Source organism: Streptomyces sp. NPDC055955 (genome assembly GCF_042270245.1).
In the GTDB taxonomy this organism is placed as follows: domain Bacteria; phylum Actinomycetota; class Actinomycetes; order Streptomycetales; family Streptomycetaceae; genus Streptomyces.
On record NZ_JBHJYS010000013.1, the window covers coordinates 44,744 to 71,169 of the forward strand.

General features: G+C 70.6%; 24 protein-coding genes. 18 read left to right on the top strand and 6 right to left on the bottom strand.

Annotated features, from left to right (window positions below; translation table 11 throughout):
• Positions 1–111 precede the first annotated feature (111 nt).
• Complete coding sequence (locus tag ACFC96_RS25325; protein WP_376614233.1) at positions 112–1,674, top strand: glycosyltransferase family 39 protein; 1,563 nt, start codon at positions 112–114, stop codon at positions 1,672–1,674.
• A 141-nt stretch (positions 1,675–1,815) separates the two neighbouring features.
• Positions 1,816–2,934 (top strand): glycosyltransferase, encoded by a 1,119-nt coding sequence (locus ACFC96_RS25330; protein WP_376614235.1) that lies wholly within the window; start codon positions 1,816–1,818, stop codon positions 2,932–2,934.
• An 86-nt stretch (positions 2,935–3,020) separates the two neighbouring features.
• Here ACFC96_RS25330 and ACFC96_RS25335 read toward each other — a convergent pair whose 3' ends face one another.
• The 4 genes from ACFC96_RS25335 to ACFC96_RS25350 form a co-directional block, all read right to left on the bottom strand.
• Complete coding sequence (locus ACFC96_RS25335) at positions 3,021–3,425, bottom strand: hypothetical protein (protein ID WP_376257703.1); 405 nt, start codon at positions 3,423–3,425, stop codon at positions 3,021–3,023.
• A 93-nt stretch (positions 3,426–3,518) separates the two neighbouring features.
• Positions 3,519–4,730 (bottom strand): pyridoxal phosphate-dependent aminotransferase, encoded by a 1,212-nt coding sequence (locus ACFC96_RS25340; protein WP_376257705.1) that lies wholly within the window; start codon positions 4,728–4,730, stop codon positions 3,519–3,521.
• Positions 4,731–4,862: 132 nt separating this feature from the next.
• Positions 4,863–6,461, bottom strand: coding sequence for an amidohydrolase family protein (locus ACFC96_RS25345; RefSeq protein WP_376614237.1), 1,599 nt, complete (start codon positions 6,459–6,461; stop codon positions 4,863–4,865).
• A 213-nt stretch (positions 6,462–6,674) separates the two neighbouring features.
• A complete protein-coding gene (locus tag ACFC96_RS25350) occupies positions 6,675–7,973 on the bottom strand; it encodes an amino acid deaminase (RefSeq protein ID WP_376614239.1) in 1,299 nt (432 codons plus the stop codon).
• A 150-nt stretch (positions 7,974–8,123) separates the two neighbouring features.
• Between ACFC96_RS25350 and ACFC96_RS25355 the strand changes: the two genes are divergently transcribed.
• From ACFC96_RS25355 to ACFC96_RS25385, 7 genes are all read left to right on the top strand, one after another.
• A complete protein-coding gene (locus ACFC96_RS25355) occupies positions 8,124–9,176 on the top strand; it encodes a sugar kinase (RefSeq protein ID WP_376614241.1) in 1,053 nt (350 codons plus the stop codon).
• On the top strand, positions 9,173–9,985 hold the full coding sequence (locus ACFC96_RS25360; protein WP_116510529.1) for an IclR family transcriptional regulator: 813 nt from the start codon (positions 9,173–9,175) through the stop codon (positions 9,983–9,985). Before ACFC96_RS25355 ends, ACFC96_RS25360 begins: the two co-directional genes overlap by 4 nt.
• Positions 9,982–10,392 (top strand): RidA family protein, encoded by a 411-nt coding sequence (locus ACFC96_RS25365; protein ID WP_100598214.1) that lies wholly within the window; start codon positions 9,982–9,984, stop codon positions 10,390–10,392. The genes ACFC96_RS25360 and ACFC96_RS25365 overlap by 4 nt, the downstream gene beginning before the upstream one ends.
• A gap of 115 nt (positions 10,393–10,507) precedes the next feature.
• Positions 10,508–11,989, top strand: coding sequence for a GntP family permease (locus ACFC96_RS25370; RefSeq protein WP_376614243.1), 1,482 nt, complete (start codon positions 10,508–10,510; stop codon positions 11,987–11,989).
• Between the two features lie 274 nt (positions 11,990–12,263).
• Positions 12,264–13,577 carry an MFS transporter gene (locus ACFC96_RS25375; RefSeq protein ID WP_376257713.1) on the top strand — a complete coding sequence of 438 codons (1,314 nt, stop codon included), beginning with the start codon at positions 12,264–12,266 and terminating at the stop codon, positions 13,575–13,577.
• 39 nt (positions 13,578–13,616) lie between these two features.
• Positions 13,617–14,147, top strand: a complete 531-nt coding sequence (locus ACFC96_RS25380) for a hypothetical protein (RefSeq protein WP_376614245.1) — start codon at positions 13,617–13,619, stop codon at positions 14,145–14,147.
• Between the two features lie 213 nt (positions 14,148–14,360).
• Positions 14,361–15,050, top strand: a complete 690-nt coding sequence (locus ACFC96_RS25385) for a hypothetical protein (protein WP_376614246.1) — start codon at positions 14,361–14,363, stop codon at positions 15,048–15,050.
• Between the two features lie 121 nt (positions 15,051–15,171).
• On the opposite strand, the gene ACFC96_RS25390 is transcribed toward ACFC96_RS25385, so the two are convergent.
• Both ACFC96_RS25390 and ACFC96_RS25395 read right to left on the bottom strand, forming a co-directional pair.
• Complete coding sequence (locus tag ACFC96_RS25390; protein WP_376257719.1) at positions 15,172–15,723, bottom strand: hypothetical protein; 552 nt, start codon at positions 15,721–15,723, stop codon at positions 15,172–15,174.
• A gap of 310 nt (positions 15,724–16,033) precedes the next feature.
• Positions 16,034–17,041 carry a chitinase gene (locus ACFC96_RS25395; RefSeq protein ID WP_376614248.1) on the bottom strand — a complete coding sequence of 336 codons (1,008 nt, stop codon included), beginning with the start codon at positions 17,039–17,041 and terminating at the stop codon, positions 16,034–16,036.
• A gap of 178 nt (positions 17,042–17,219) precedes the next feature.
• Between ACFC96_RS25395 and ACFC96_RS25400 the strand changes: the two genes are divergently transcribed.
• The 9 genes from ACFC96_RS25400 (at position 17,220) to ACFC96_RS25440 (ending at position 26,426) form a co-directional block, all read left to right on the top strand.
• On the top strand, positions 17,220–18,263 hold the full coding sequence (locus ACFC96_RS25400) for a hypothetical protein (protein WP_376257723.1): 1,044 nt from the start codon (positions 17,220–17,222) through the stop codon (positions 18,261–18,263).
• An 83-nt stretch (positions 18,264–18,346) separates the two neighbouring features.
• A complete protein-coding gene (cpaB, locus tag ACFC96_RS25405) occupies positions 18,347–19,057 on the top strand; it encodes a Flp pilus assembly protein CpaB (RefSeq protein ID WP_376257725.1) in 711 nt (236 codons plus the stop codon).
• Between the two features lie 105 nt (positions 19,058–19,162).
• Positions 19,163–20,758 (top strand): CpaE family protein, encoded by a 1,596-nt coding sequence (locus tag ACFC96_RS25410; RefSeq protein ID WP_376614250.1) that lies wholly within the window; start codon positions 19,163–19,165, stop codon positions 20,756–20,758.
• A gap of 185 nt (positions 20,759–20,943) precedes the next feature.
• Positions 20,944–21,231 (top strand): pilus assembly protein, encoded by a 288-nt coding sequence (locus ACFC96_RS25415; RefSeq protein WP_376257728.1) that lies wholly within the window; start codon positions 20,944–20,946, stop codon positions 21,229–21,231.
• An 8-nt stretch (positions 21,232–21,239) separates the two neighbouring features.
• Positions 21,240–22,577 carry a CpaF family protein gene (locus ACFC96_RS25420; protein ID WP_376257730.1) on the top strand — a complete coding sequence of 446 codons (1,338 nt, stop codon included), beginning with the start codon at positions 21,240–21,242 and terminating at the stop codon, positions 22,575–22,577.
• A 34-nt stretch (positions 22,578–22,611) separates the two neighbouring features.
• A complete protein-coding gene (locus ACFC96_RS25425) occupies positions 22,612–23,562 on the top strand; it encodes a type II secretion system F family protein (RefSeq protein WP_376257732.1) in 951 nt (316 codons plus the stop codon).
• Between the two features lie 42 nt (positions 23,563–23,604).
• Positions 23,605–24,507 (top strand): DUF5936 domain-containing protein, encoded by a 903-nt coding sequence (locus ACFC96_RS25430; protein ID WP_376614252.1) that lies wholly within the window; start codon positions 23,605–23,607, stop codon positions 24,505–24,507.
• A gap of 180 nt (positions 24,508–24,687) precedes the next feature.
• Positions 24,688–25,068, top strand: coding sequence for a hypothetical protein (locus ACFC96_RS25435; protein WP_376257736.1), 381 nt, complete (start codon positions 24,688–24,690; stop codon positions 25,066–25,068).
• A complete protein-coding gene (locus tag ACFC96_RS25440) occupies positions 25,068–26,426 on the top strand; it encodes a hypothetical protein (RefSeq protein WP_376614254.1) in 1,359 nt (452 codons plus the stop codon). Before ACFC96_RS25435 ends, ACFC96_RS25440 begins: the two co-directional genes overlap by 1 nt.

Here is a 26,426-nt window from a genome sequence, read left to right on the forward strand (position 1 = left end):
CCCAGCATAAATGGCCCATAAGAGATCCATTGGTGTGCTGTGCCTACTCTGGTCGGTGAAAGAGTTGGATTATCGGTTTGAGAGGGCCGCATCGGAGGGCCGATCAGGCGAATGGCGGCCTTCTTCGTCCGTGGCTGTCCCCGGCGGCAGCGCGGCGGCCCTAGAACTGTTTCCGTGACAACCCTTACGCGTCCTGTTCAGAGCGCAGAGACTCAGCCGGAGACCGCGGGACGGAAACGACCCCTTGGGGCATCTGTCGGTCTATGGATGTGGCCGGCGCTGGCCACACTGGTGATCGCGTACGTCCGGATCGACGGCCCTCAGCTGGGCACCGATGAGCTCGTCACCTCGGATGTGGGCCGTCGCAGCCTGGGCCAGATTCTGGCGATGCTGCAGAACGTCGACGCGGTGCATGCCACGTACTACGTTCTGATGCACGGGTGGATGGCCGTCTTCGGCGACTCCGAGACAGCCATGCGCATGCCCTCGGTGCTGGCCATGAGCGGAACAGCCGCCCTGGTGGCCTTGATCGGGCGCAGGCTCTTCGACTCACGTGCCGGAATGTGTGGCGGGCTGCTCTTCGCCCTGATCCCCGTCGTGAGCCGGTTCGCTCAGGAGGCCCGCAGTTACGCCCTGGTGGTCCTGGCCGCGACCTTGGCGACGTTCCTGCTGCTCCGAGCCCTCGACGCGCCGAGGCGCTGGTGGCGTTGGGCGGGGTACGCCCTGTGCGTGGCGGTCGTCGGGCTGCTGCACCTGATCGCGCTGACCGTCCTGGCGGGGCACCTCGCCGTGGTCGTCCACCGGGCCCGCGAGGAGGGTGGCGTCTTCTGGCGCTTCTGCGTCGCGGCTCTGGCCGGTGCGGCCGGTGTGATCCCGGTGGTCGTGCTGGGCACGTCGCAGGCGTCCCGCCAGCTCTTCTGGGTTCCTGAGCCGGACCTGTGGGGCCTGGTCGGTATCTGGCCCCAGGTGTTCGCCTCCGGCCTGTGTGCCGGGGTGGTGATCACGCTGGCCGCCATGGCGCGGCGGACCGAGCGCCGCGATGCCCTTCTGCTGTGCTTCACCGTGGCCCTGCTGCCTCCCTTCGTGTTGTGGGCGGCGTCCCACGGGGATGTCTCCTACTTCCGTTTTCAGTACGCCATGTTCACGGTGCCGGTCTGGGCGGTGCTGGCGGGGGCCGGCCTTGCCCGGGCGGCGCGGTCCTGGCTGACGGTCGGCGTGGTTCTGGCCGTGGTCGGTCTGCTCGTGCTGCCCGACCAGCGCAGGATGAGAGGGGAATTCGAACACGATGTCCCGCACAATGCGGACTACATGGCGGCCGCGCGGACCATTGAGAAGTACTACCACTCCGGAGACGCGGCGGTCTATGTCAAGGGAGCTCCGTGGATGCTCGACCAGGGAGTTCGCTATTACCTTCGGCCCGGTCTGAAGCTGCGGGAAGTATTCGTCGCCAAGTCGGCGGCCGAGAACAACGAACTGTTTCCGGTCTATTGTCCGGAGCCGGTCACGTGCTTGAGAGGCGAGAGTCGCATCTGGGTGGTGGTACCGGGCAGTGACCCGGATCCCTTGAACGCTGTCCCCGCAGGCCAGGCCGCGGCGCTGCGTGCGCAGTACACCACCAGCGGGACGGTCCCCCTCAGTGGCCTGACCGTCGCGCTGCTGGAGCGTAAGCGATAGAGCCCGATCCGGCGCCGCGTCGCCGCGGGAGCGGCCGCGCGTTTCCTCGCCGCATCAACTCGCCGCGTTTTCCTGGCCGGTGTCGTGCAGTCAGACGCCTGTCCGTTTCGGTGATTTACCTCAAAGAGCAGGATGAAACCTGTGAAACAAACGATCTGCTTGAACATGATCGTCAAGAACGAGGCCCATGTCATCCGCCGCTGCCTCGAATCCGTGCGCCCTTTGATCGACACCTGGGTCATCCTGGACACGGGCTCGACCGACGGCACCCAGGACGTCATCCGTGACGTCTTCAGCGATCTGCCCGGCACCCTGTACGAAAGACCCTGGAAGGGGTACGACGGGAGCCGCAGTGAGGCGATCGACCTGGCACGCTCCGAAGCCGACTATCTGCTGTTCATCGACGCCGACGACCTGATGGAGATGGAGCCCGGCTTTCGCATGCCGGAGCTGACGCACGACTCCTACCATGTCGCACTGCACAGCGGGACGCTCATCCACTGGCGCCAGGCTCTGGTCTCGACCCGGCTGCCCTGGCGCTACGTCGGGGTCCTGCACGAGTACATCGACTGCGGAACGTCGTTCAGCCTCGGGACGTTCAAGGGCGCCAACATCCTCTCGGTGGGCGGCGGCGCACGGCTGAAGGAAGAGGGCCAGCGGAAGAAGTACCTGCGGGACGCCAAGATCCTTCAGAAAGGCCTGATCAAGGAACCCGACAACTCCCGCTACGTCTTCTATCTCGCCCAGAGCTGGCGCGATGCCGGAGAGCCGAAAAAGTCACTCGTCGCCTACGACCGCCGGACACGCATGGGCGGCTACGCCGAGGAAGTCTTCTGTGCCCACCTCTACGCCGCACGGCTCGCGGCGGAGATCGGCCGGCCGCCGGCGCAGGTGATCGACCGCTACCTCCGCGCGTACGAAAGCCGTCCCTCGCGCGGCGGCGAAGCCCTCGGTGGACTCGCACGCTATTGCCGCATGAACGGCGAGCGCTGGCCACTCGCGTACATGTTCGCGCGGCAGGCAGCGCAGATCCCGTACCCGACAGACACTTTGTTCGTCGAGTTCGAATGGTACGAGTGGCACGCACTCGACGAACTCGCCGTGGCCGCCTACTGGATCGGAGAGTACGAGGAGTCGGCGAACTGCAGCCAGCGCCTCCTCGAGAGCGGCAAGGTGCCGTCCGATCACCTCGAGCGGGTGACCCGCAACCTCGAATCGTCACGAGAGAAGCTGGGTTCGAGGGAACTCGTGGGCGCCTGACCCGGTCCGGCGGCAGCCGGGTCGTCAGATGCGGTACATGAAGGGCACCCGGTCCGCGCGCCTCCCCGGCTCGCGGACCGGGGCCGTCAGAGGGCGCCGACCAGTCGAGCGGGCGCGGCGGGGGTGGCGGCGGTGATCGCCGCCGTGTGCGCGTCCATCTGCTCGGCCGCGAGGATCGCGGCCGCCGTGTCGGCGCGGGACGCGGCCACCACCAGCGCGCGGCCCGCGAGTGCGTGGGCGCGGCGGTGGAGCGCGAGTGCGGACGCGTCGGTCCGGCCGGTGTGCCGGGCGGGCGGTGTGCCGCGCAGCCGGGCGACCTGGTCGGCGATGCGGTCACCCACCTCGTCCAGGCCGAGTTCGTCGGTGACTGCGAGCAGGGCCGCCAGATGCCCCGCGAGCTGGATGTCGAGCTCCTCCTCGCGGGAGCGGTGCGGGAAGTCGCCGGGGTCGGCCATGGCATGGACCGACTTGGTGCGGATCGGCTCGTACATGGGATGGCCTCCAGGCGGGTAGCTTGAAGCCCATCCTAGCTTAGATTCAGTCTAAAGTTGAGTCTTGTCCCCGGGAGGGCGCTCGGGCGGTCCTCAGGGCTGGCTGTAACCGTCCAGGAAGCGGCCGATACGGGTCACGGCCTCCGTGAGCTGGCCGACCGTCGGCAGCGTGACCACCCGGAAGTGATCCGGCTCCGGCCAGTTGAACCCCGTACCGTGCACGACCATGATCTTCTCGGCGCGCAGCAGATCGAGGACCATCTGCCGGTCGTCCTTGACCTTGAACACCTTCGGGTCGAGCCGCGGGAAGAGGTAGAGCGCGCCCTTCGGCTTCACACACGTCACGCCCGGGATCTGTGTCAGCAGCTCGTACGCGGTGTCCCGCTGCTCCTTCAGGCGGCCGCCCGGCAGCACCAGGTCGTTGATCGTCTGGCGTCCGCTGAGTGCCGCGACGACGCCGTGCTGGCCCGGCATGTTCGCGCACAGACGCATGTTCGCCAGGATCGTGAGGCCCTCGATGTACGAGTCGGCGTGCGCGCGCGGCCCGGAGATCGCCATCCAGCCCACGCGGTAACCGGCCACCCGGTACGCCTTCGACATGCCGTTGAAGGTGAGGGTCAGCAGGTCTGGGGCGATGGCGGCGGTCGGCGTGTGCGTCGCGCCGTCGTAGAGGATCTTGTCGTAGATCTCGTCCGAGCAGACCAGGAGGTTGTGGCGGCGGGCGATGTCGGTCAGGCCGCGCAGCATGTCGTCGCTGTAGACGGCGCCCGTCGGATTGTTCGGGTTGATGATCACGATCGCCTTGGTGCGGTCGGTGACCTTCCGCTCCACGTCGGCGAGATCGGGCATCCAGTCGGACTGCTCGTCGCAGCGGTAGTGCACGGCGGTGCCGCCGGAGAGGGAGACCGCCGCCGTCCACAGGGGGTAGTCCGGCGCCGGGACGAGGACCTCGTCCCCGTCGTCGAGGAGCCCCTGCATCGCCATCACGATCAGCTCGGAGACGCCGTTGCCGATGAAGACGTTCTCGACGTCCGTCTCCACGCCCAGGGTCTGGTAGTGCATCATCACCGCGCGGCGGGCCGCGAGCAGGCCCTTGGCGTCCCCGTAGCCGTGCGCGTCGCCGAGGTTGCGGAGCATGTCCTCGAGGATCTCGGGCGGGCACTCGAAGCCGAACGCGGCCGGGTTGCCGGTGTTGAGCTTGAGGATGCGGTGGCCTGCTGTCTCCAGACGCATCGCCTCCTCGAGTACCGGGCCCCGGATCTCGTAACAGACATTGGAGAGCTTCGTCGACTGGATCACCTGCATATCGCGAGCTTACGGCCGGGTACCGCGGGGCGCTCCGTGTTTTCGGACACGTGGGGCGGCGCGGGCGTGCGCTTTGGGCCGTCGTCGCGGGTGGGCGCGGTGATCCGCGCCCACCGAGGCCGTCCGGGGCGGTTACGCCGTCCTGCGGACCGACCGCCCCGCGAGCACGTCGGTGCGGCGCCCGTCCTCCATCACGAACTTCCCGTCGATGAGGACGTGCGGGATGCCCACGGGGAGCGTGCGAGGCGCCTCGAACGTGGAGCCCGCCGCGACCGTCTCCGGGTCGAAGAGGACCAGGTCGGCGCGGTAGCCCTCGCGGACCAGGCCGCGGTCGGCCAGGCGCAGCCGGGCGGCGGGGCGCGACGTGAGGTGGGCGACCGTCTCCTCCAGCGACATGATGCCGAGCTCGCGTGCGTAGCGACCCAGGTAGTGCGGGAACGTGCCGTACGCGCGCGGGTGCGGCTTGAAGCCCTGGAGGATGCCGTCACTGCCGCCCGTGTGCACCGGGTGCTGCATGATCGCCCGGACGTTCTCCTCGTGGCCGACGTGCTGGAGGATCGTCGAGCCCAGCTTGTCGTTGACGAGCAGACGGCGCGCGGTCACCCACGGCGCCTCGCCGCGCATGTCGGCCGACTCCTGGACCGTCTTGCCGACGCAGGACGCGAGCCCCGGGTCGGACACGCCGGAGATCTCGATGGCGTCCCACTCGATGGGCACACCGTGGCAGCCGTCCGCCCCGACGACCTCCATGTGGTGGCGGATCTTCTCGGCGGTCGCGTCGTCCTGCAGCCGCTTCATGATCTCGTCGGGGCCGCCCTCGCTCGCCCAGCTCGGCAGCATCGCGACGAGCGTCGTACTGCCCGGCGTGTACGGGTAGGTGTCGAGCGAGATGTCGGCGCCGTCGGCGAGCGCCGCGTCGAGCAGGGAGATCAGGTCGGGCGCCTTGCCCTTGTTCACCCCGAAGTTCATGGTGGCGTGCGCGAGATGGAGCGGGCAGCCCGCCTCGCGGGTGAGTTCCACCATCTCCCGGTACGCGTCGAGCGCCCCGGCGCCGTACGAGCGGTGGTGCGGACAGTAGTAGCCGTCGTACGAGGCCACGACCCGGCACAGCTCGGTGAGTTCGGCGTCCTTCGCGTACATGCCGGGTGTGTAGGTGAGGCCGGACGACATGCCGACGGCGCCCTGCTCCATGCCCTCGGCGACGAGCTGCCGCATGCGGTCGAGCTCCTCGGGCGTCGCGTCGCGGTCGTCCCAGCCCACCGCGTACATCCGTACGGTGCCCTGGGGGATCAGGTAAGCGGCGTTGACCGCGATGCCTCGGTCCAGGCGGTCGAGGTACTCGCCGACCGTGCGCCAGTCGAAGTCGATGTCACTGCCGTCACCGTTCCAGCCGGTGATCGCGCGGCGGACCTCGGCGAGCGTGCGGTCGTCGACCGGCGCGTACGACAGGCCGTCCTGGCCGAGGACTTCGAGCGTGACGCCCTGCGCGGCCTTCGCGCTGTGGTCCGGGTCGCGCAGCAGCGCCAGGTCGCTGTGGGCGTGCATGTCGATGAAGCCGGGGGACAGGGCGAGGCCCGACGCTTCCAGCGTCCTGTGGGCCGAGGGGCGGGGGCCGCCGTCACCTTCCCGGTGGATCGTCGTGACGCGGCCGTCCTGGACGCCGACGTCGGCCCGGTAGGAGGCACCTCCGGTGCCGTCGATGACGTGCGCGTCGCGGATGACCAGGTCCATGGGGGTGCCTCTCTTTGGTGCGGGGTTCGGGTGCGGGTCTCGTCGTGGCTGGTCGCGCCGTTCCCCGCGCCCCTGGGATGCGCACTTCGTGCGGCATCTCGTCGGGGAAGGCCGCGCGCAGCGCATGCCTTCAGGGGCGCGGGGCTGTGCCCATCAGCGGCTCCGCCGCGGGGAGCGACCAGCCCCCGCCGGAGCCGCAGAAGATCGCGGCGCCTAGAAGAACGTCCGGACGTAGTCCACGACCGTGCCGTCCGCCTCCACGAGCGGAATCAGCTGCCACTTGTCGAAGGACGTGCACGGGTGCGACAGGCCCATACCGAGCCAGTCGCCCACCGCCAGGTCCTCGCCCCCGTCCGTGCGCACCCATCCGTGCTGGTCGGAAAGCCCCGTCACCGTCACGCCGGTGGCCTCGCGCACCTCGCCCGTGCGGGCGTCCCGCACGACCTGCGCCTCGGGCAGATCGAGGTCGTACGCCGCGTCGCGCTTGCCCGCGTTCGTGAACGCCTGCTCCGCCGTCGGGCGCGAGACGACCTGCGCCCACAGCCGGAACGCCGGGTGCAGCGCGCCCTCCTCGGGGACCCGGTTGAACGGCGTGAGGTGCTTGTAGTGGCCGTCGTCGTGCGACACGTACGCGCCCGAGCGCAGCAACTTCAGTACGGGAGCCGAGAGTTCGGGCAGTTCGGCGAACACCTCCGCCACCGCGTCGAACCAGGCGCTGCCGCCCGCGCTGACCACGATCTCGTCCAGGTCCGCGAAGCGGCTCGCCTTGTCGAGGTCGACGAGCAGCCCGGTGAGCCGGCGCAGCCACGCCCCGACGGTCTCGGGCGACGCGTCGGGCACCTCGCCCTCGTAACCGGCGACGCCGACCAGGCGCAGCGTGTCCGCCGCCGCGACGGCGTTCGCGAGGTCGAAGCACTCGGCCTCGGTCCGCACGCCCGTGCGCGCGCCCTCGCCCGCGCCCAGCTCCACGACCACGTCGACCGGCCGCGTGGCGCCGGCCTCGGCGAGGGCGGCGTCCATCAGCTCGACGCCGCGCACCGAGTCGACGTAACAGATGAAGCGGAAGTCGGGGTCGCGGTCGAGTTCGCCCGCGAGCCAGCGCAGGGCGGCCGGGTCGACGAGCTCGTTCGCGAGGAAGATCCGCTCGATGCCGAAGGCGCGGGCGACCCGCACCTGATGCGGGACGGCGAGGGTGATGCCCCACGCGCCGTGCTCGATCTGGCGGTGGAAGAGCTGCGGCGCCATCGAGGTCTTGCCGTGCGGGGCGAAGGCCAGCGCGTGGCGAGTGGCATATGTCTCCATCAGCGCGAGGTTGTGCTCGAGGCGCTCGGCGGAGAGTGCGAGGACCGGGGTCGTGAAGCCGCCGGTGAAGAGGTTGCGGCGCTCGGCCGCGAGCTCGCCGACGGTCAGGCCTTCCGCGTCCGGGGGCAGCCCCTTGAAGCGGTGGTCGACCCGCTCGAGATCCAGATCCCTGAGACGGGCTACGGCGTTGACGGCGTTGTCGGCGGCCATGGAGCCTCCTCGTAAGAAGGCCGTTGCAAATAATGCAACGGTCATTGCGTATGTCGCTTACTGCTGTCTAACATCCGAGCCAACGCCGGGTCAACGGAGCCGTTGACCCCGCAGGCATGAGCCCAGACCCCACGAGGAGCCCGAACCACTGTGACCGCCACCGGACCCGCCGCCCCCGCGCACCACGCCCCCGTGGATGTCGTCACGCTCGGCGAGTCCATGGTCACCTTCGTGCCCTCCGTGCCCGGGCGCCTCGCCGACGTACCGTCCTTCGACCGCGGCATCGGCGGAGCCGAGTCCAACGTGGCGTGCGTGCTCGCCGCCGCCGGACACACCGTCCGCTGGGTCAGCCGTGTCGGCGCCGACGGCTTCGGCGACCACCTGGTCGACGCGATCGGCGCGTACGGCGTCGACACCTCCGCCGTACGCCGCGACCCCGCCCGCCCCACCGGCATCTACTTCCGCACCGCCGGTGACCGCGCCACCGACGCCCACGAGGTCGCCTACTACCGCGCCGGATCCGCCGCCTCCGCGATGACCAGCCAGAACATGGACCTGGCCGCCATCCGCTCCGGCCGCGTCCTGCACCTGTCCGGGATCACGCCCGCGCTCTCCGCCGGCTGTCTCGACCTCACCGCCGACCTCACCGCCCGCACCCCCGCCGGCCGGCCCCTCGTCTCCTTCGACGTCAACCACCGCCCCGGGCTGTGGTCCCGCCCCGACGACGCCCGCGTCCTGCTCGACCTGGCCCGCGGCGCCGACCTCGTCTTCGTCGGCGAGGACGAGGCCGAGGACGCCTGGGGCATCACCGGCGGCCCCGACGCCATCCGCGCCGCCCTGCCCGAACCCGCGACGCTCGTCGTCAAGCGCGGCGCCGACGGCGCGGTCGCCTACGACGAACAGGGCGTGCGCCACACCGAGCCCGCCCCGCGCGTGGACGTCGTCGCCGCCGTCGGCGCCGGCGACGCCTTCGCCGCCGGCTACCTCTCCGGCGCCCTGCGCGGCCTGCCCGTACCCGCCCGGCTGCGCCACGGCCACCTCATGGCCGCAGCCGCCCTCACCACCCCCGGCGACCTCGCCGCGCCCCCGAGCCGCGCCCACGCCGACCGTCTCGCCGACCTCGACGACGCCTCCTGGGGCACACTGCACCTCGGCCCCGGCTGGACCGCCGACGGGGCCGTGGAGGAGGTACGTACGCCATGAGCCAGACAGTCGACCGAGCGCTGAGCATCCTGCCGCTGCTCGCCGAGGGCCCCGCCGACCTGGGCCAGGTCGCCGACCGCCTCGGCGTCCACAAGTCCACGGCCCTGCGCCTGCTGCGGACCCTCCACGAACACGGCCTGGTCTACCGCCAGTCCGATCAGCGCTACCGCCTCGGCGCGCGCCTGTTCGCCCTCGCCCAGGAAGCCGTCGAGAACCTCGACGTGCGTGAGATCGCCCACCCCCATCTCACCGCGCTCAACGAGAAGTGCGGCCACACGGTCCACCTCGCCGTGTACGAGGAGAACGAGGTCCTCTACATCGACAAGGTGGAGAGCCGCTACCCGGTCCGCATGTACTCGCGCATCGGCAAGCCGGTGGCCATCACGGTCGCCGCCGTCGCCAAGCTCCTCCTCGCCGACCTCTCCGAAGCCGAGCGCCGAGCCATCGCCGAGAAGCTCGACTACCCCACGTACACGGCCCGTTCGACCCCGAACGCCGGCGCCTTCCTCAAGGAACTCGCCGTCGTCCGCGAACAGGGCTGGGCCACCGACCTCGGCGGCCACGAGGAGTCCATCAACTGCGTCGGAGCGCCCATCCGGGGTGCGGACGGCCGCGTCGTCGCCGCCATGTCGGTCTCCGCACCGAACGTGGTCGTCACGGCCGAGGAACTCCTCACCCTGCTCCCGCTGGTCCGCCGCACGGCCGACGCGATCAGCCGGGAGTACTCCGGAGCCGTACCCGGCTCCAAAGAGGCCACCACCAAGGCCGCCAGCAAAGAAGCCCCCACCAAGGAAGCCACCTCACGATGACCGAGAAGACCGCGCTCACCCCCGCCACGCACACGACCCCGCCCGCGAAGTTCTCGCACGGCGTCAAGAAGGGCAACATCCTTCAGGTCGCGGGCCAGGTCGGCTTCCTGCCGGCCGTGGAGGGCCAGGCCCCCACCCCCGCGGGCCCGACCCTGCGCGAGCAGACCCTCCAGACCTTCGCCAACGTCAAGGCGATCCTCGAAGAGGGCGGCGCCACCTGGGACGACGTCATGATGATGCGCGTCTACCTCACCGACGTCGACCACTTCGCCGAGATGAACGCGATCTACAACGCGTACTTCGAGGAGCAGGGTCTCAAGGCCCCGGCCTCCGCCCGCACCACCGTCTACGTCGGTCTCCCCAAGGGTCTCCTCATCGAGATCGACGCGCTCGCCGTCCTGAGCTGACGCCTTCGCAACACCCGTAACCCGTACGTCATCACGGTGCGGCGCCGATCCCCGAGGCGCCGCACCGCGATCCCCCCTGCCCTGAAAGCCGCATGGAATTACGAGGTCCCCCCTCATGTCCCTCCTGCCTCTCGCCGCGACCGCCCCCGCCCCCGCGCCACCCCATACCGGCGGTCTGATGGCGATCATCGGCGGCACCGCGGGCCTGCTCACCTGCGCCGCGCTCGGCATCGCCCTTCTGCTCTTCCTGATCATCAAGGTCAGGCTCCAGCCCTTCCTGGCCCTCCTGACGGTCTCCATAGCCGTCGGCCTCGCGGCCGGCCTCTCCGTCACCGAGCTCTTCGGCACCGTCCAGAAGTCCGACGCCGTCTCCCTCATCGAGTCCGGCATGGGCGGCACCCTCGGCCACGTGGCGATCATCATCGGACTCGGCACCATGCTCGGCGCGGTGCTCGAAGTCTCCGGCGGCGCCGAGGTGTTGGCGTCCCGCCTCCTGAACCTCTTCGGCGAGAAGCGCGCCCCCCTCGCCATGGGCCTGACCGGCCTCATCTTCGGCATCCCGGTCTTCTTCGACGTCGGCATCTTCGTCCTCGCGCCGATCGTCTACGCGGCCGCCAAGCGCGGCGGCAAGTCGATCGTCCTCTACGCCATGCCGCTGCTCGCCGGCCTGTCGATGACCCACGCGTTCCTGCCGCCGCACCCCGGACCCGTCGCCGCCGCCGGACTGCTCCATGTCCAGCTCGGCTGGGTCATCCTCATGGGCATCGTCTGCGGCATCCCCGCCGTGCTCGCCGCCTGGGTCTGGTCCGCGTGGATCGGCAAGCGGATCTTCGTGCCCGTCCCGCAGGACATGGTCGAGGCCGCCGACGAGGCCAAGGCCGCGCTCGTCGAGGAGCAGCGCAAGGCCGGCGTGAAGCCGACCGAGAAGCCCGTTCCGCTCGGCACCGTCTTCACGATCATCGGCACCCCGCTCGTCCTGATCCTCCTGGCCACGTTCTCCTCGATCGCCCTCGACCCCTCCACGGTCCGCTCGGTCATCGAGTTCTTCGGCCACCCCTTCGTCGCCCTGACGATCGCCCTGCTCCTTGCCTACTACCTGCTCGGCATCCGCCGCGGCTGGTCCCGCAAGTCCCTGGAGACGGTGTCCACGGCGGCCCTGAAGCCGGTCGGCAACATCCTCCTGGTGGTCGGCGCGGGCGGCATCTTCGGCGCGGTCCTCAAGGGCAGCGGCGTCGCCCAGGCGCTCTCCGACACGTTCAACGACGTGGGCCTGCCCGTCATCGTCCTCGCCTACCTGATCTCCCTGGTCCTGCGCGTCGCCCAGGGCTCGGCCACGGTCGCGATCGTCACGACGGCCGGCATCGTCTGGCCCCTCATCGAGGCGGGCCACTACTCCCAGCCGTTCACGGCCCTGGTCATCATGGCCATCTCGGCGGGCTCCATCTTCGCCTCGCACGTCAACGACGGCGGCTTCTGGATGGTCTCGAAGTACTTCGGCATCTCGGAACGCGACACCCTCAAGACCTGGACGGTCCTGGAGTCGGTCTTGTCGGTGGCGGGCTTCGCGGTGGCGGCGGTGATCAGCCTCTTCGTCTAGGACGAGGGGCCGGGTGCCCGCGTCCAGGACACGGGCCGCGCATCGACGCTGAGGCGTGGGGGGCGGGGGGGGGGCGGTACTCCCCCCGCCCCCCGGCAGACAAGGCCGGCGGAGGGAGCATTCCTCCGCCGGCCCGACGCCTCACTGCTCGGCGCCGCGAGGTTCATCGTCTCCCTCACCACCGTTCGGCCGAGCAGTTGTTCCACGTGCTGCGCTTCGGCACCCTTTCCCCGGACTCACAGCCACACAGGGGCAGACACACAGGGGGCACGCGGTGACGACCGACAGACGTGAGACGACGGGCGGACACGAGACGGCGGGCGGACGTGAGACAGCGGTGGACGGGCGCACCCGGCCGGACGGCTCCCCGAGCCTGTGGCGCACCCCGGCCTTCCGCTCCCTGTTCGGCGCGAGCGTGCTGAGCCAGATCGGCACGAACGTCAGCTACGTCGCCGTACCGCTCCTCGCCGTCACCGAACTCCGCGCGAGCCCCGGCCAGATCGGCGCCCTCGCCACCCTCGGCACGGTCGCCTTCCTGCTGATCGGCCTCCCCGCCGGGGCCTGGGTCGACCGCATGCGCCAGCGCCGCGTCCTGATCGTCTCGGACCTCGTACGCGGCCTGCTCTTCGCCTCGGTCCCGCTCGCCTGGTGGCTCGACGCCCTCACCCTCGGGCAGCTCTACGCGGTCGTCCTGCTCAACGGCTGCGCCACCGTCTTCTTCGACGTCGGCTCGCACAGCGTGGTGCCCCAACTGGTCGGCAAGGACCACCTCGTCCAGGCCAACGCCGCCTTCGTCACCCTCGAGGGCCTCACCGGAATCGGCGGGCGGAGCGCCGGCGGCGGTCTGGTCCAACTGCTCACCGCACCCCTCGCGCTGGGGGCCGCGGCGGCAAGCTATGCGGCATCGGCCCTGGGCCTGACCGCGATCGTCCGCGGCCCCGCGCCGTCCACGCGCGGCGGACGTGTCCGCCTGCACACCCAGATCGCGCAGGGCCTGCGCCACGTCGTCGGCAACAGCGAACTGCGCGCCCTCGCCCTCAACGGTTCGCTGATCAACCTCGGCTCCACGGTCATCAACACGATGCTGCCCCTCCTCTTCGTCCGCCGACTCGGTCTCCCGGCGGGCGCGCTCGGCCTCTTCTGGGCGGCGGGCGGCGCCGGAGTCCTCCTCGGCGCCCGCTGCGCCCGCCCGGTCGCCGCCCGCCTCGGCCTCGGCCGGACCCTCGGCTCGGCGGGCCTGTGGCTGGCGCCGGCGGGCCTGCTCGTCCCGCTCGTCGACCGGGGGCCGTGGCTGCTCGTGGCGGGCGCGGGCTGGTTCATCTCGGCCGTGCGTACGGGCATGACCAACGTCCTCGGCGTGAGCCTGCGCCAGCGCATGACCGACGACAGCCTGCTCGGCCGCATGAACGCCACTTTCCGCTTCATGTTCATGGGGGCGCTCGCGATCGGCTCGGCCCTCTCCGGCGCCCTCACGGAACTGACGTCGCTCCGCACGACACTCTGGGTGGGCGGTGCGTGCCTGGCCCTGGCCTTTCTGCCGGTCCACTTCTCCCCGGTGCGGCGGCGCACGGATCTTCCGCAGGGCTGAGGGTCCCGCCCCACAGGGTCGTCCGCCATACTTCGCTCCGTGGAGCAGCGCATAGACACTCAGAAGGTCACGCCCGTAGACGCCGCCGGAGCCGACCCGGCCTCCGTCCCCGGCCTCACGCCCCCGCGCCGGTCCCCGGAGACGGAGGACAGGACGGCACCGTCGCTGGAGAAGACGGAGCCGGACACGGATCCGGAACCGGAGGCCGCCGAGGACGTGGCCGACGCCCCGTCTGACGCCCCGGAGGCCGCTGAGGACGTGGCCGACGCCCCGGCCGACGAGGGGTCCGCCGACACCGCCGGCCCGGACTTCACCGCCTCCGACCGTCGCGGCTCGATCACCGCGGACGCGACCGGCGTACGCCTCCAACTCGACGATCAAGAGGCCGAGTTCCGCTGGGACGAGATCGGCGCGGTCGAGGTCGGCACCTCCCGGCGCCGCCTCACCGTCACGGTCCACACCCCGGACAGCCGCTGGTACCCGAACGACGTGGAGGCACCGAACAAGGCGCGCGCCCAGGAGTGGGCGGACGAGCTCGACAAGGTCCTGGACGCGTACTTCGAGGACTGACCGGCACAAGTTCCGGCAAGCCGTCTTCCCCCTGCCGCGCTTGACGCTTCCTCGACGGCATGGCGGACACCACGGGCGACGCAGGAACGGGAACGCTGTCGGCCTCTCAACGCGCGGCCATGCAAGCCGAGTTGGAAGTTGATCGGTCGGGGAATCCGATGGACCGGACGTGGTCGGACTTCTTCTGACGAGCCTTCGCTAGGCTCCCGCGTCATGCCGAACATACGTGCATCGCAGCGGGACGCCGACCGGTTGTGGGCGGTCTTCGGGGTTGCCCTCGGGGCCTCGTTCGTCGTGTGGATGGTGTCCTGGCTCGTCACCGGGATCTCCGAGCAGGACGAGCGGTGCGCCCAGGGAATGATCGGCCCGGGGGGCGATTTCCGCCTGGAGGAGAGCAGCTTCCCGCCCGACATGAGCTGCGTCTACGCGGACGGCACGACCCTCTCCAGCGCGGGCGCCCTCATCTGGATCTTCTGGGCGGCGGTCGTGGCCCTGACCGTGTCGGGCCTCGGCGCGCTCGCCCTGGAACTCGTCGGCGTCCGCGGCGAGAAGGCGGCGTCCCGCCTGAGCAGGCTGGCGATCACCGGCGCCGCCGCACTCGCCGCGGTCTACACTCTCGCGTTCTTCACCACGGGCTCCCCGAAGAGCGACCCGCTCCAGACCTGCTCGGCGTTCACCACGGGCATCTACGAACGAGCGGAGTCGGTCCACCGCACCCCGTTCCCCGCGCAGACGACGTGCGTCTACGCGGACGGCAAGAGGTACGACCTGGTCCCGGGCTGGATGGCGACTCTGGAATGGACGCTGCTGGCGGCGACGTTCGTGTGCGCGGCGGGGGCGGTACGGGCGGGCCGCCAAGCGGATGAGGGCGCAGGCGCAGAAGCAGCGTCGCCGATGAGGTAGGCGTGGATCGGCAGATCTGGGCCGTTGGACTGCCTCGGTGGCGAGGGAGGGGTGGCCCGGATCCGCCGATCACCTGATCACGTACGACAGTCATCCGCGCCCTACGGTGAGGCGGGCGCTGTCAGCTCGGGATGAACATCTGTGCGGCGTGCCAGGAGAGGATGCCCTGTACGCCGTCGGTGGTGATGGTCAGGTCCATGCGCCCGTCCCACCGCTGCCCGCCTGCGTGACGGCCCTCAAGGTGATTGAGGCTGACGGTCTCGATCTTCTTGACGGGCGTGCAGTACATGTCCCGCCGTATGTCCTTCGCGCCGACGGCGTGGACGGTGAACTTGCCCGAACCGGCGCAGGCGAAGGTCAGTGAATACGTACGGCCTTCGATCATCGTGGCCTTCTCGGGGGACTGGTCGAGATCGCGGATACGGATGGTGGCGTGGCCGCCGTTGCGCAGGGCGAGCTGGTGGGCGCCGGAGACTCCGTTGCCGCCGCTCTGGTTGAAGGTGGCCGCCCCGCCCTCACGTTCGACGGCGGCATGGGCGGCCGCGGCCCACAGCTTGAAGGCGTCCGGCGACGCGGCCCGGGACTCCCGGGCGCCGCTCGGCCCTAGAACACCCCACACCCCGGCCCCGACCACGACGGCACCCCATACGACCCCGCCGACCATCTTCTTCACAGCCAACCCCCACCCTCGCGCGCCTGCACGGCGCGCAGGCGTGACGCGATTCTGCCGGAACGTCCGAAGCCCCCGCCCGCCGACCCATCAGCGGGTTCCAGGGCGAGGCGGAATTCAAGATGGGTTCACCGGCCTGGTGTCAGTGGGGAGGCTCGAGGGGGAGGCGGCATGGAATGTGGGTGGCTCCGACTGGCTTCGACTGAAGTCGGGACGCGCGGCAGCGCCGCCGGGGGAGCGGCGGCGCTGCGGATTTGAGGGGGGATTCCCGGCGTTGAGGGGCAGGGGCAGAGGCGTGGGTCGGAGGTCGGGGTCAGAGGCTGTGTACGTGTGGGCCCACCGTCGATGACCAGCCGTTCCCCGTCGACGCGTCCCAGTTCGTGGACCAGGTCATCGCGCCGCCCAGGCCCGGGTACGTCTTCGACGGTTTGAAGGAGCCGCAGTTCGTGCCCTTGGTCAGGCAGTCCAGGGCCGCGTCGACCACGGACGGGGACACGTAGCCGCTGCCCGCCGCACTGGCCGAGGCCGGGACTCCCAGGCCCACCTGGGACGGGGCCAGGCCGCCTTCCAGCTGGATGCAGGCGAGCGCGGTCAGGAAGTCGACCGAGCCCTGGCTGTAGACGTTGCCGTCGCAGCCGAGCATCGAACCGCTGTTGTAGTACTGCATGTTGACGACCGTCAGGATGTCCTTCACGGCGAGTGCGGTCTTGAAGTACTCGGCCGACGTCGACTGCATGTCTATCGTCTGCGGTGCCATCGTCAGGACGAAGTCCGAACCCGCCTTTGCCGCGAGGGACTTCAGCGCCTGCGACATGTACGTCGAATTCAGGCCGTTCTCGAGGTCGATGTCGACGCCGTTGAAGCCGTATTCCTGCATCAGTGAGGAGACCGAGTTCGCGAAGTTCGTCGCGGAATTCGAGTCGTTGACGGAGACGGTGCCGTTCTGGCCGCCGATCGAGATGACGACCGACTTGCCGGCGGCCTGCTTCGCCTTGATGTCGGCCTTGAACGCGTCCTCCGTGTAGCCACCGAGGCCAGCCGAGTCGAGCGTGAAGTCGACCGCGCCCGGCGTCGTCGTCGCGTCGGCGAACGCCACCGCGATGATGTCGTAGTCGCCCGGTACGTCGCTGAGCTTCTGGACCGTCGCGCCGTTGTCGAAGTTCTGCCAGTAGCCGGTGACGGCGTGGGCCGGGGGTGCCGCCTCCGCCCCGGCGGGGTCCGCGGTGGCCGTCGCCGTGCCGGTGAGGGCCAGGGCGAGAGTGGTCAGCGCCGCCGCCAGGAATGAACGTTTCCGTGCTGCTTTTGTCGTCGCGCGTGCCATTGCTGCCTCCGGTTCAGATGTGGGGGGAGGGGCAGTTGCCGGTTCTACAAACTGGTCCAGACCATTTGGGTTGTCAAGACCTCTGGAATTACTGGTTCCTGGCCGGGCCGTGTCGGCCGCCCGGGCAACGTCCCGGTGAACACCGAGAAGTTGGGTGTTGGGCGGGCATTGCGCGGATATGGTGCTGAGACAGGAGTGCACAGAGACCGGGGGGTGTGCGAGCGTGCCGACCGCGATAGCAGTGACCAGCCCCGACCTGGTCCTCGCCGCGGCCGACCGGCATACGCCGTCCGCCGCCGTGCTCCACTCCGCCGGGGGCGGCAGGGCGGAGCCGTACGACCTCGATCGCGCGATCGTCGAGATGCACACCCTGATCGAGCACCACGGCTATGTGATCGTCCTGTGTCCGGCTTCCGTGCCGGACCTGGTCGTTCACCGGCTGCACGCCGTGCGTTCCGTGCTGGAAAGTGACCGGATCGCCATTGTGCGGCCGGATCTCCCGCCGCTCGGGCTCGCCGTGCTCGTGCTCCAGTTGCGACAGTTGACCATGTGCGACTTCAGCCCCGGAGTGCTCGCCTCCGCCGCGCGGCTCCTCGCTCACTACATCTACGCGGGCGCCGTGCTCGGCTCCGTCGCCCGGCTCGACCGCGTGCCCGTCAGCCTCACCTCGCACGCCAAGTCGTGGGTCCCGGGAGCCCAGTTCGCCGTGCTCGCCACCCCGCAGCCCGAACTCGTCAAGCTCACCGGGCCCGAGCCGCCCCGGCTGAGCGGACCCGCCTTCGGCACCCGTCTGTATTACGCCGCCGGGCAGCAGCCCACCGACTGGATCACCGGCACGCTCGCGCCAGCCTGGCAGGTGCAGGGCGCCGTCGAGACCCGGCTGCCCGCCGAGTCCGGGCGCTGGTGGGCCACCGGGAAGCCCGGGAACCCAGGGAAGCTCGCGGAGTTCGCGGCCGCCATCCCCGACATCTCCGTGCTCTACCAGCTCGTCTCCTCCGTCCGGCGCGAGGCGTGTCACTGGTGCGGACTCGAACTCATCGGTGACCGCTGCGGTTTCTGCGCCGCGCCGCTCGCCGATCCACCCGCCCCGGCCGCGAGGCCACCGGGCGGGCGCGGCAGCGACAGCGCCCTCGCACCCGCCGCCGGCCTCGCTGCCGCCACCGCACTGGCCCCCGTCACCGGCCCGGCCCGCGCCGCCCTGCCACCCGCAGCCCGCCCCTGATCCGCAGCCAGATCCACAACCGAGATCCACAACGCGCCCACCATCGAGATCCCCGACAAGATCCCCACGAGGTAGTCCGGTCCATGAACTCACGTCAGCGTCGCGGCGTCATCCTGCTGGTCATCTCGGCCCTGTGCGCCGTCGGCGCCTTCGCCGGGGTGCTCTCGGTGATCCGTGACGTGAACTCGAAGGTGGGCCCGGAAGTCGCGGCGTACCGGCTGAAGGACGATGTCGCGCCGTACAAGGAGCTGACCGCCGACCGGTTCGAGAAGGTCGAGATGCCCGAGCGGTGGCTGTCGAAGACCGCCGTGACCAGCCTCGGCCAGATCCGCGGCAAGATCGCCGTCACGACGCTGAAGAAGGGGTCCCTGCTCCAGACCGACATGATCGTGGCCCGTCCCCAACTCAAGGACGGGCAGCAGGAGATCGCCATCATGATCGACGCCGAGACCGGGGTCGCCGGGAAGATCACGCCCGGGTCGAAGGTCAACATCTACGCCACCTTCAAGGCCGCCAACGAGAAGGCCAAGGACCAGTCCAAGGTCATCGTCGAGAACGCGGAGGTCATGGACGTCGGCAAGCTCACGCCCATCGACGAGCAGGGCGGCGACAACGGCCGGCGCCGGCAGGGCGAGGCCGTGCCGATCACCTTCGCCCTCGACCCCGCCGACGCGCAGCGCGTCGCGTACGCGGAGTCGTTCGCTACCCACGTCCGGCTCGCCCTCGTCGCCGCCGGCAGCGACGTGGCCGTCCCGCCCGGCGACCGCTCGTACACCCTCGACGAGGACAAGTAGTCCGGCGCCGAGTGGCCCATCGACAAGCACCCAGCAGCAAGCAGACCAGCGACATGTAGCCCGGCAAAGCCGACAGACAGACTCAGAGAGGAGGCGAGCCGCACTGTGAGCATCCGCATTCTTCCCGCGGTGGGAGACCTGGACGCCGCCCGGTCCCTGGTCACGCTGCTCGGGCAGCTGCCCGACGCCGAGCCCGCGCCGCCCGTCGCCGACTCCACCGCCCTCCTCGACACCCTCGCCCGGCTCGCCGCCGAGTCGCTCGACGAGCTGCCCGAGGTCGTCCTCGTCCACGAGCGGATCGGGCCCGTCCCCGCCCTCGAACTGATCAGGGACCTCGTCCTGCGCTTCCCGGCCGTCGGCGTCGTCCTCGCCACCGCCGACACGAGCCCCGCCCTGCTCACCGCCGCGATGGACTCGGGCGCGCGCGGCATCGTCGGGTTCCCCCTCGGGTACGACGCGCTCGCCGAGCGCGTGCAGGCCGCCGCGTCCTGGTCCGGCGGCATGCGCAGGCACCTCGGCACCGGCGGCGAGCTGGCGCTCACGGCCGGCGCGCCCGGCGGCCACGTCGTCACCGTCACCGGTGCGAAGGGCGGTGTCGGCACCACCGTCACCGCCGTCCAACTCGCCCTCGCCGCACAGGCGTCGGGGCGCTCGGTCGCACTCCTCGACCTCGACCTCCAGTCCGGTGACGTCGCGTCGTACCTCGACGTCCAGTTCCGCCGCTCCGTCGCCGACCTCGCCGCCATCCGCGACATCACCCCGCGCGTCCTCCAGGACGCCGTCTTCACCCACGAGACCGGCCTCGCCCTGCTGCTCGCGCCGTCCGACGGCGAGCGCGGCGAGGAGGTCACCGACCGCGTGGCCCGCCAGGTCGTCCAGGCGCTGCGCAGCCGCTACGACCTCGTGGTCATCGACTGCGGTACGCAGATGGGGTCCGCGAACGCGGCCGCCGTGGAACTTGCCGACCAGGCGCTGTTGTTGGTCACCCCCGACGTCGTCGCCGTACGCGCCGCGAAGCGCATGATCCGTATGTGGGACCGTCTCCAGATCCGCAAGGCCGAGGAGACCGTCACCGTCATCAACCGTCAGGGGCGCGGATCCGAGATCACCGCGTCGCTCGTGGAGCGTGTGACGGGCACCCGGGTCGCGCGGGCCGGCGTGCCCGCCGGGTTCAAGGAGCTCCAGGGCGCGGTCGACGCCGGCCGTATGCAGGACCTGGACAGCCGGTCGACGGTGAAGCAGGCGCTGTGGGGGCTCGCGGGCGAGCTCGGCCTGGTCGACGCCGCCGCGCAGGAGTCCGGCCGCCGCGGCCGCCGCCGTGGCGGGGACAAGGGCGCGGTCACCCTGGAGTTCGCGGGCATGTTCCCGCTGCTGCTCGTGGTGATGGGCCTGCTGTGGCAGTGCGTCCTGTACGGGTACACGTACTCGCTCGCCGGGAACGCGGCGGACGAGGCGGCCAGGGCCGCGACCTCCGCCGAGGCCGGGAGCGGTGACACGGCGGGCGCGTGCCAGACCGCGGGCGAGAAGAACCTGCCCGGCGCGTGGCAGGGCGCCGCCATCACCTGCGGACCCGACGGATCGGTGATGAAGGCGACCGTTCAGCTCGAGGTGCCGGTGTTCTTCCCCGGGATCGACGCCGGGTGGACCGTCAAGGGAGAGGCGGGCGCCGCGAGGGAGGACGACCAGGGGGTCACGCCGTGAGGCGCCGGCTCCCGGCCGCGAAGGGCAGCCTCCGGCGCGGGCACGGGCGGCGGGCTCGGACGGGAATCGACGGGGCCAGGCGCCCGTGGACGGAAAAAGGCCCTCGCCGAGGCCTGCGCGGCGACGACCGAGGTGTCTCCATCCTCGAGTTCGCCGGGTTCCTGCCCTTCCTCCTTCTCATCGGCATGGCTGCCATCCAGCTCGGTCTCGTCGGCTACAGCGCGAACCAGGCCGGTTCCGGCGCCAGGGCCGCCGCCCGCGTGCAGTCGCAGGGCGGCGACGGCACCGGCGCCGGGCAGGCCGCGATGAGCGGCTGGCTCGACGCGGACGTCGACGCCGGAGGCGGAGGCGGCGACACGACCACCGCCACCGTCACCGTCCACGTCCCGGTGCTCGTCCCGTTCCTGGACGACCGGTGGGACGTACGGCGCACCGCCACCATGCCGAACGACCGCGACCCGGAAGGGGGTTGAGCCGGAACATGAGCCTGCGATCACGGGTGACGGTCCGCGAGGAGCCCGGCCCTTCCCGCGACGACGGCCTCGTCGCCGTCTACCGCGCGAAGCTCCTGGAGGAGATCGACCTCGCCGAGATGTCGTCCCTCGCGGCGGCCGACCGGCGGATCCGTCTCGAACGCGTCCTCGGCCACATCATCAGCCGCGAGGGCCCGGTCCTCTCGTCCTCCGAACGCAGCCAGCTGGTCCGCCGCGTCGTCGACGAGGCGCTCGGGCTCGGCGTGCTGGAACCCCTGCTCGCCGACGCGTCCATCACCGAGATCATGGTCAACGGTCCGGACGCCATCTTCGTGGAGCGCGCCGGGCGCGTGGAGCAGCTCCCCCTGCGCTTCGCCTCGCAGGAACAGCTCATGCAGACCATCGAGCGCATCGTCTCCACGGTGAACCGGCGCGTCGACGAGTCGAACCCGATGGTCGACGCCCGCCTGCCCACGGGTGAGCGCGTCAACGTGATCATCCCGCCGCTGTCCCTGACCGGCGCCACCCTCACGATCCGCCGCTTCCCGCGCGCCTACACCCTGCCCGAGCTGATCGGCCTCGGCTCGCTGGACGAGCAGATGCTGATGCTGCTGTCCGCGTTCGTCCGCGCCCGCTTCAACGTCATCGTGAGCGGCGGTACGGGCTCGGGGAAGACCACCCTCCTCAACGCGCTCTCCGGCCTCATCCCACCCCACGAGCGCATCATCACCATCGAGGACTCGGCGGAACTCCAGCTCCAGCAGGACCATGTGATCCGCCTCGAATCGCGGCCCCCGAACGTCGAGGGCAAGGGCCAGATCACCATCCGCGACCTCGTGCGCAACTCCCTGCGCATGCGCCCCGACCGCATCATCGTCGGCGAGGTCCGGGGCGGCGAGACCCTCGACATGCTCCAGGCCATGTCGACCGGCCACGACGGCTCGCTCGCCACCGTCCACGCGAACGCCGCCGAGGACGCCCTCATGCGCCTGCAGACCCTCGGGTCCATGTCCGAGGTGCAGATCCCGTTCGAGGCGCTCAAGGACCAGATCAACTCGGCCGTCGACGTCCTCGTCCAGCTCACCCGGCACGCCGACGGCTCGCGCAAGGTCACCGAGATCGCCCTGCTGGTCTCGCACGGCCGCGAGCAGTTCAGGATCTCGACGGTCTCCCGCTTCGTGCCGCACCCGCTCGGCCACGACCACCGCGTGCGCGGCACTTTCGAACATCTGCCGCTGCCGCGCCGCGTGGCCGAGCGCCTGTACGTCGCGAACGAGCCGATCCCGCCGGCGTTCGGCGTGCTGGACGGCGTCGACGGACGCAATACGAGGGAGGCCATCGGATGAGGACCGAGCGACCCGCCGTCGAAGGTGGCGGATCATGAACGACCGCGCCCTCATCGCGCTCGGCGCCACCGTCCTGACCTGCGCGCTGGCCGTCGCCGGCCTCCATGCGTACGCGTCCGGGCGCGCCCGGCGACAGGCCCTCGTCGACCGGCTCGACGGCCTGTCGGGCGCCGGGCCGCACGGCGGCGCCTCCGGACGCGTACGCCGCTTCGCCGCCGTCGACCGCAGGCTGCGCCGGACCCGGCTCGGCCGCGCCATCCATCTGCGCCTGTCCGCGACGGGGCTGGACCTGACGGCGGGGGAGTTCTTCACGTACGTGCTCGCCCTGGTCGCCGCCCTCTGGCTGATCGCGTCGGCCGCCCTCGCGCCCTTCTTCGGGCCGATCGCGGGGCTGGTCGGCGTGTGGAGCGCGGTGATCTTCCTCAACTGGCAACGGCAGAAACGCATCGAGGCGTTCATCAACCAGCTCCCGGACGTGGCCCGCCTGCTGGCCAACGCCACCGCCGCCGGGCTCGCCCTGCGCACGTCCCTCGCGATGGCCGCGGAGGAGCTGGAGGCGCCCGCGGGCGAGGAGCTGTCCATGGTCGCCGACCAGCTCGCGCTCGGGCGCACCATCGACGACACCCTCGGTGAGCTCGCCGAACGCCTTCCCTCCCGCGAGCTGGTCGTCCTGGTCACGACCCTCGTCCTCGCCAACAAGGCGGGCGGCTCGGTCGTGTCGTCCCTGCGGAACCTCACCCAGACCCTGGAGGACCGCAAGGAGACCCGGCGCGAGATCCGCACGATGCTCTCCGAGGTCAACGCGACCGCGTTCACCGTGCCGCTCCTCGGCCTCGGCTCGCTGCTCCTGATCAACTCGTCGAACGAGGGCGCGCTGGCCAGAGTGACGGGATCGCCGGTCGGCCAGGCGCTGATCCTTCTCTCGCTCGGCCTGTACGGGATCGGGTTCTTCGTGATCCGCCGGCTCGGGAAGATCGAGGTCTGACATGGGCGTCCGTCATCCGGCCCACGCCGAGCGAGGCAGGTCATGAGTACCGGTGCGATCGGGCTGCTGCTCGCCCTCGTGATGGGCCTCGCCGTCCTCGGGATCTTCCTCGGCGTTCGCATGTACCGCGCCGAGGCCAAGCTCCCCGGCGACCTGGCCATCGCCCTCGAAGTCGGCGCCACGCGCGTGTCCGCCGCCGGGTCCGCGGTCGACCGGCTGGGCATGCGCTTCGCCCCCCTCGTCCTTCGGGCCATGGGCCCCCGCCGCGTCACCTCGAAGCGCCGCAAGATCGACATGGCGGGGAACCCGGGCGGCCTCACCATCGACCGCTACGCCGCCCGCCGCGCGGTCTACGGGATCTTCGGCGTCGTCCTCGGCCTGGTCTTCCTCACCAACGGCCAGACGCTGTTCGCCGCCCTCACCTTCGCGTTCGGCCTCCTCGCCGCGGACGGTCTGATCTGGCAGGCCACACGCGAGCGCAAAGAGGTCATCGACCGCACGCTCCCCGACTTCCTCGACGTACTCGCCGTCGTCGTCAGCGCGGGCCTCGGCTTCCGGCAGGCGCTCGACCGGGTCGCCGAGAAGTACGAGGGGCCGTGGGCCGACGAGTTGCGCATTACGCTCCGGCAAATGGACATGGGCGTCAGCCGGCGCCAGGCGTTCGACGAGCTGCGCCGGCGCAACGCCTCCGAACAGGTCGCCCAGTTCGTCTCCGCGCTCCAGCAGGGCGAGGAACTCGGCTCGCCCATCGCCGAGACCCTCATCCAGATCGCCACGGACATGCGGCGCACCGACGCCCAGAACTCCCGCCGTCGGGCCGCCAAGACGATTCCGAAGGCCACGATGGTCACCCTCGTCTTCATGCTCCCGGCCACGATGATCCTGATCGCGACGGGCATGTTCCTGGGCTCCGGGTCCAACTTCGGTTCCATTCTGGGACGTTGAGGGACTGCGGTGTGAGACGTCGACTGGTTACAGTGGTGTGAGCGATTAGTTGGCAGTTGCGAATTCGGCAACCGCGGCGACTCACTGACGGGGGATCACATGTCGTTTCAAGAGGAATGGGCTCAGCTCAAAGAGGACGCGTTACAGCGCAGGGCGGACGCCGGGGTGGGGGACCCGGCGATGAGCCTCGCGTCCGCCACGTCACCGGCCCCGGGGCCGACCGTGAGCCCCACGCCGGGGGCCACCGGCGATCCGGACCTCGGCGTCAAGGCGGGCCCGATACGCAAGAAGGCCGAGGGCTTCCACGAGGTGAAGGCCCAGGCCAAGGGCCAGTCGAAGCTGGACGACTGCGAGGCCGCGGGCAGGCAGCACCCCGGCTGGGAGGCGGGCCCGGCGAGCAACACCTGCGTGGCGGCCTGGCAGCGTCGGCTCCACACGCTGGGGGACATGGTGGAGGCGGCGGTCGACGCGCTCACCCCCGCCATGAACCAGCAGTTCGCGGGTGACGGCGACGTGGGCGCCAAGGTGCGCGCCGCCGGCGCGTTCCTGGACGGTGCCTGATGGTGTCGGTGCAGGAACTCAAGGACGCCGAGCCCACCCGGTGGCAGGACGCCGCCGACGACGCGGTGCGCGCGGCGAAGCAGTGCGCGGCCCTCGCCGGATACGCGCGCGACGAGATCGCCGACACCCTGAAGATGTGCTGGGTCGGCGACGGGGGCCGCGCCGCCCGCGAGAAGTTCGTCAAGCACGCGGGCGAGTACGAGTCGGCGGAGACAGCCCTCAAGGAACTCGCCCGGGTCTACGACGCCCTCGCCCTCGACATCATCGACGCGCAACGCGACCTCACCGGCGCGCTGACGTACGCGAGCAGCCACGGCCTGAAGGTCGACGAGAGCGGCCGCGTCAGCTACGCCAAGCCCATCATGGTGCCCAAGGGCGACACCGAACATCTCAAGCCGCTCCACCACGCGGCCGACATCATCGGCGACGCCCTCACGAAGGCGACCAGGGCCGACCTGGCAGCCACCTCCCAACTCCGCGTCGTCGAGGGCATGGTGGCTCTCAAGGACCCGAAGCTGGCCCGCCAGGCACTCGACCCCGGCAGCCCGCTCGCCATCGCGCTGCGTCTGTCCGGAGGCCGAGACGGCCTGCACCCCGTCAACGTCCCGCAGACGGTCCTCGACGCCGTCGACCGGGCCTCCGCCGAGACGGGCATCAGCAAGAAACTGCTCCTCGCCACCCTCTGGCAGGAACAGCAGTGGTACCAGAACCACAACCCGTCCCTGCGCGGCCCGCTCACCGAGTTCGGCCGGTTCTTCGACTGGGGCCTGACCCTGGGACCCGTACCGGACAAGTCGCTCGGCATCACGCACATGAAGATGGAGACGGCCCGCAAGGTCATCGAGGCCAACCCCAGGAAGTTCCTCACGGCGGACGGAAAGGACCTGGGCACGCTGAGCGACACCGAACTCGCCGCCGTGATCGAGGGAAACCCCGACCTCGACGTCCGCCTCAGCGCCTTCCACTACAAGACGCTCCAGGAACAGTCCTCGTACGGAACCAGGAGCGACGCCCAGCTGTTCACGCTCTACGCCGCCGACACCCCCGACGTCCGGGAGAAGAACGAGCAGTACGGCGACGAGTCGGAGCACCGCGGCGGCGCGATCAAGGCGCGGCTGCACAACTGGGAGAAGCTCAGCCCGCACCTCGACGACGCGGCGGCCTGGGAAGGGCTGACGGACGAGCAGCGGGCCACGGCGCTGCAGCAGCTGGAGTCGCAGACCCCGGCGGGCCACCATGTGTCCCTGGATCCGATCTACGGCGGAGGCGCGACGACGGGCACGGGATCGGGGGCCCCGGAGCCGGGTACCCCGTCGCCGGAGCCGGGCCCCGCACCGACCCCACCCGGAAATGGCTGA

Coding starts and splice junctions, on each gene's coding strand:
- ACFC96_RS25325 (WP_376614233.1), top strand. CDS start 112: ATGGCGGCCTTCTTCGTCCGTGGCTGTCCCCGGCGGCAGCGCGGCGGC.
- ACFC96_RS25335 (WP_376257703.1), bottom strand. CDS start 3,425: ATGTACGAGCCGATCCGCACCAAGTCGGTCCATGCCATGGCCGACCCC.
- ACFC96_RS25340 (WP_376257705.1), bottom strand. CDS start 4,730: ATGCAGGTGATCCAGTCGACGAAGCTCTCCAATGTCTGTTACGAGATC.
- ACFC96_RS25345 (WP_376614237.1), bottom strand. CDS start 6,461: ATGGACCTGGTCATCCGCGACGCGCACGTCATCGACGGCACCGGAGGT.
- ACFC96_RS25350 (WP_376614239.1), bottom strand. CDS start 7,973: ATGGCCGCCGACAACGCCGTCAACGCCGTAGCCCGTCTCAGGGATCTG.
- ACFC96_RS25360 (WP_116510529.1), top strand. CDS start 9,173: ATGAGCCAGACAGTCGACCGAGCGCTGAGCATCCTGCCGCTGCTCGCC.
- ACFC96_RS25365 (WP_100598214.1), top strand. CDS start 9,982: ATGACCGAGAAGACCGCGCTCACCCCCGCCACGCACACGACCCCGCCC.
- ACFC96_RS25370 (WP_376614243.1), top strand. CDS start 10,508: ATGTCCCTCCTGCCTCTCGCCGCGACCGCCCCCGCCCCCGCGCCACCC.
- ACFC96_RS25385 (WP_376614246.1), top strand. CDS start 14,361: ATGCCGAACATACGTGCATCGCAGCGGGACGCCGACCGGTTGTGGGCG.
- ACFC96_RS25395 (WP_376614248.1), bottom strand. CDS start 17,041: ATGGCACGCGCGACGACAAAAGCAGCACGGAAACGTTCATTCCTGGCG.
- ACFC96_RS25400 (WP_376257723.1), top strand. CDS start 17,220: ATGGTGCTGAGACAGGAGTGCACAGAGACCGGGGGGTGTGCGAGCGTG.
- cpaB (WP_376257725.1), top strand. CDS start 18,347: ATGAACTCACGTCAGCGTCGCGGCGTCATCCTGCTGGTCATCTCGGCC.
- ACFC96_RS25415 (WP_376257728.1), top strand. CDS start 20,944: ATGGCTGCCATCCAGCTCGGTCTCGTCGGCTACAGCGCGAACCAGGCC.
- ACFC96_RS25420 (WP_376257730.1), top strand. CDS start 21,240: ATGAGCCTGCGATCACGGGTGACGGTCCGCGAGGAGCCCGGCCCTTCC.
- ACFC96_RS25425 (WP_376257732.1), top strand. CDS start 22,612: ATGAACGACCGCGCCCTCATCGCGCTCGGCGCCACCGTCCTGACCTGC.
- ACFC96_RS25430 (WP_376614252.1), top strand. CDS start 23,605: ATGAGTACCGGTGCGATCGGGCTGCTGCTCGCCCTCGTGATGGGCCTC.
- ACFC96_RS25435 (WP_376257736.1), top strand. CDS start 24,688: ATGAGCCTCGCGTCCGCCACGTCACCGGCCCCGGGGCCGACCGTGAGC.
- ACFC96_RS25440 (WP_376614254.1), top strand. CDS start 25,068: ATGGTGTCGGTGCAGGAACTCAAGGACGCCGAGCCCACCCGGTGGCAG.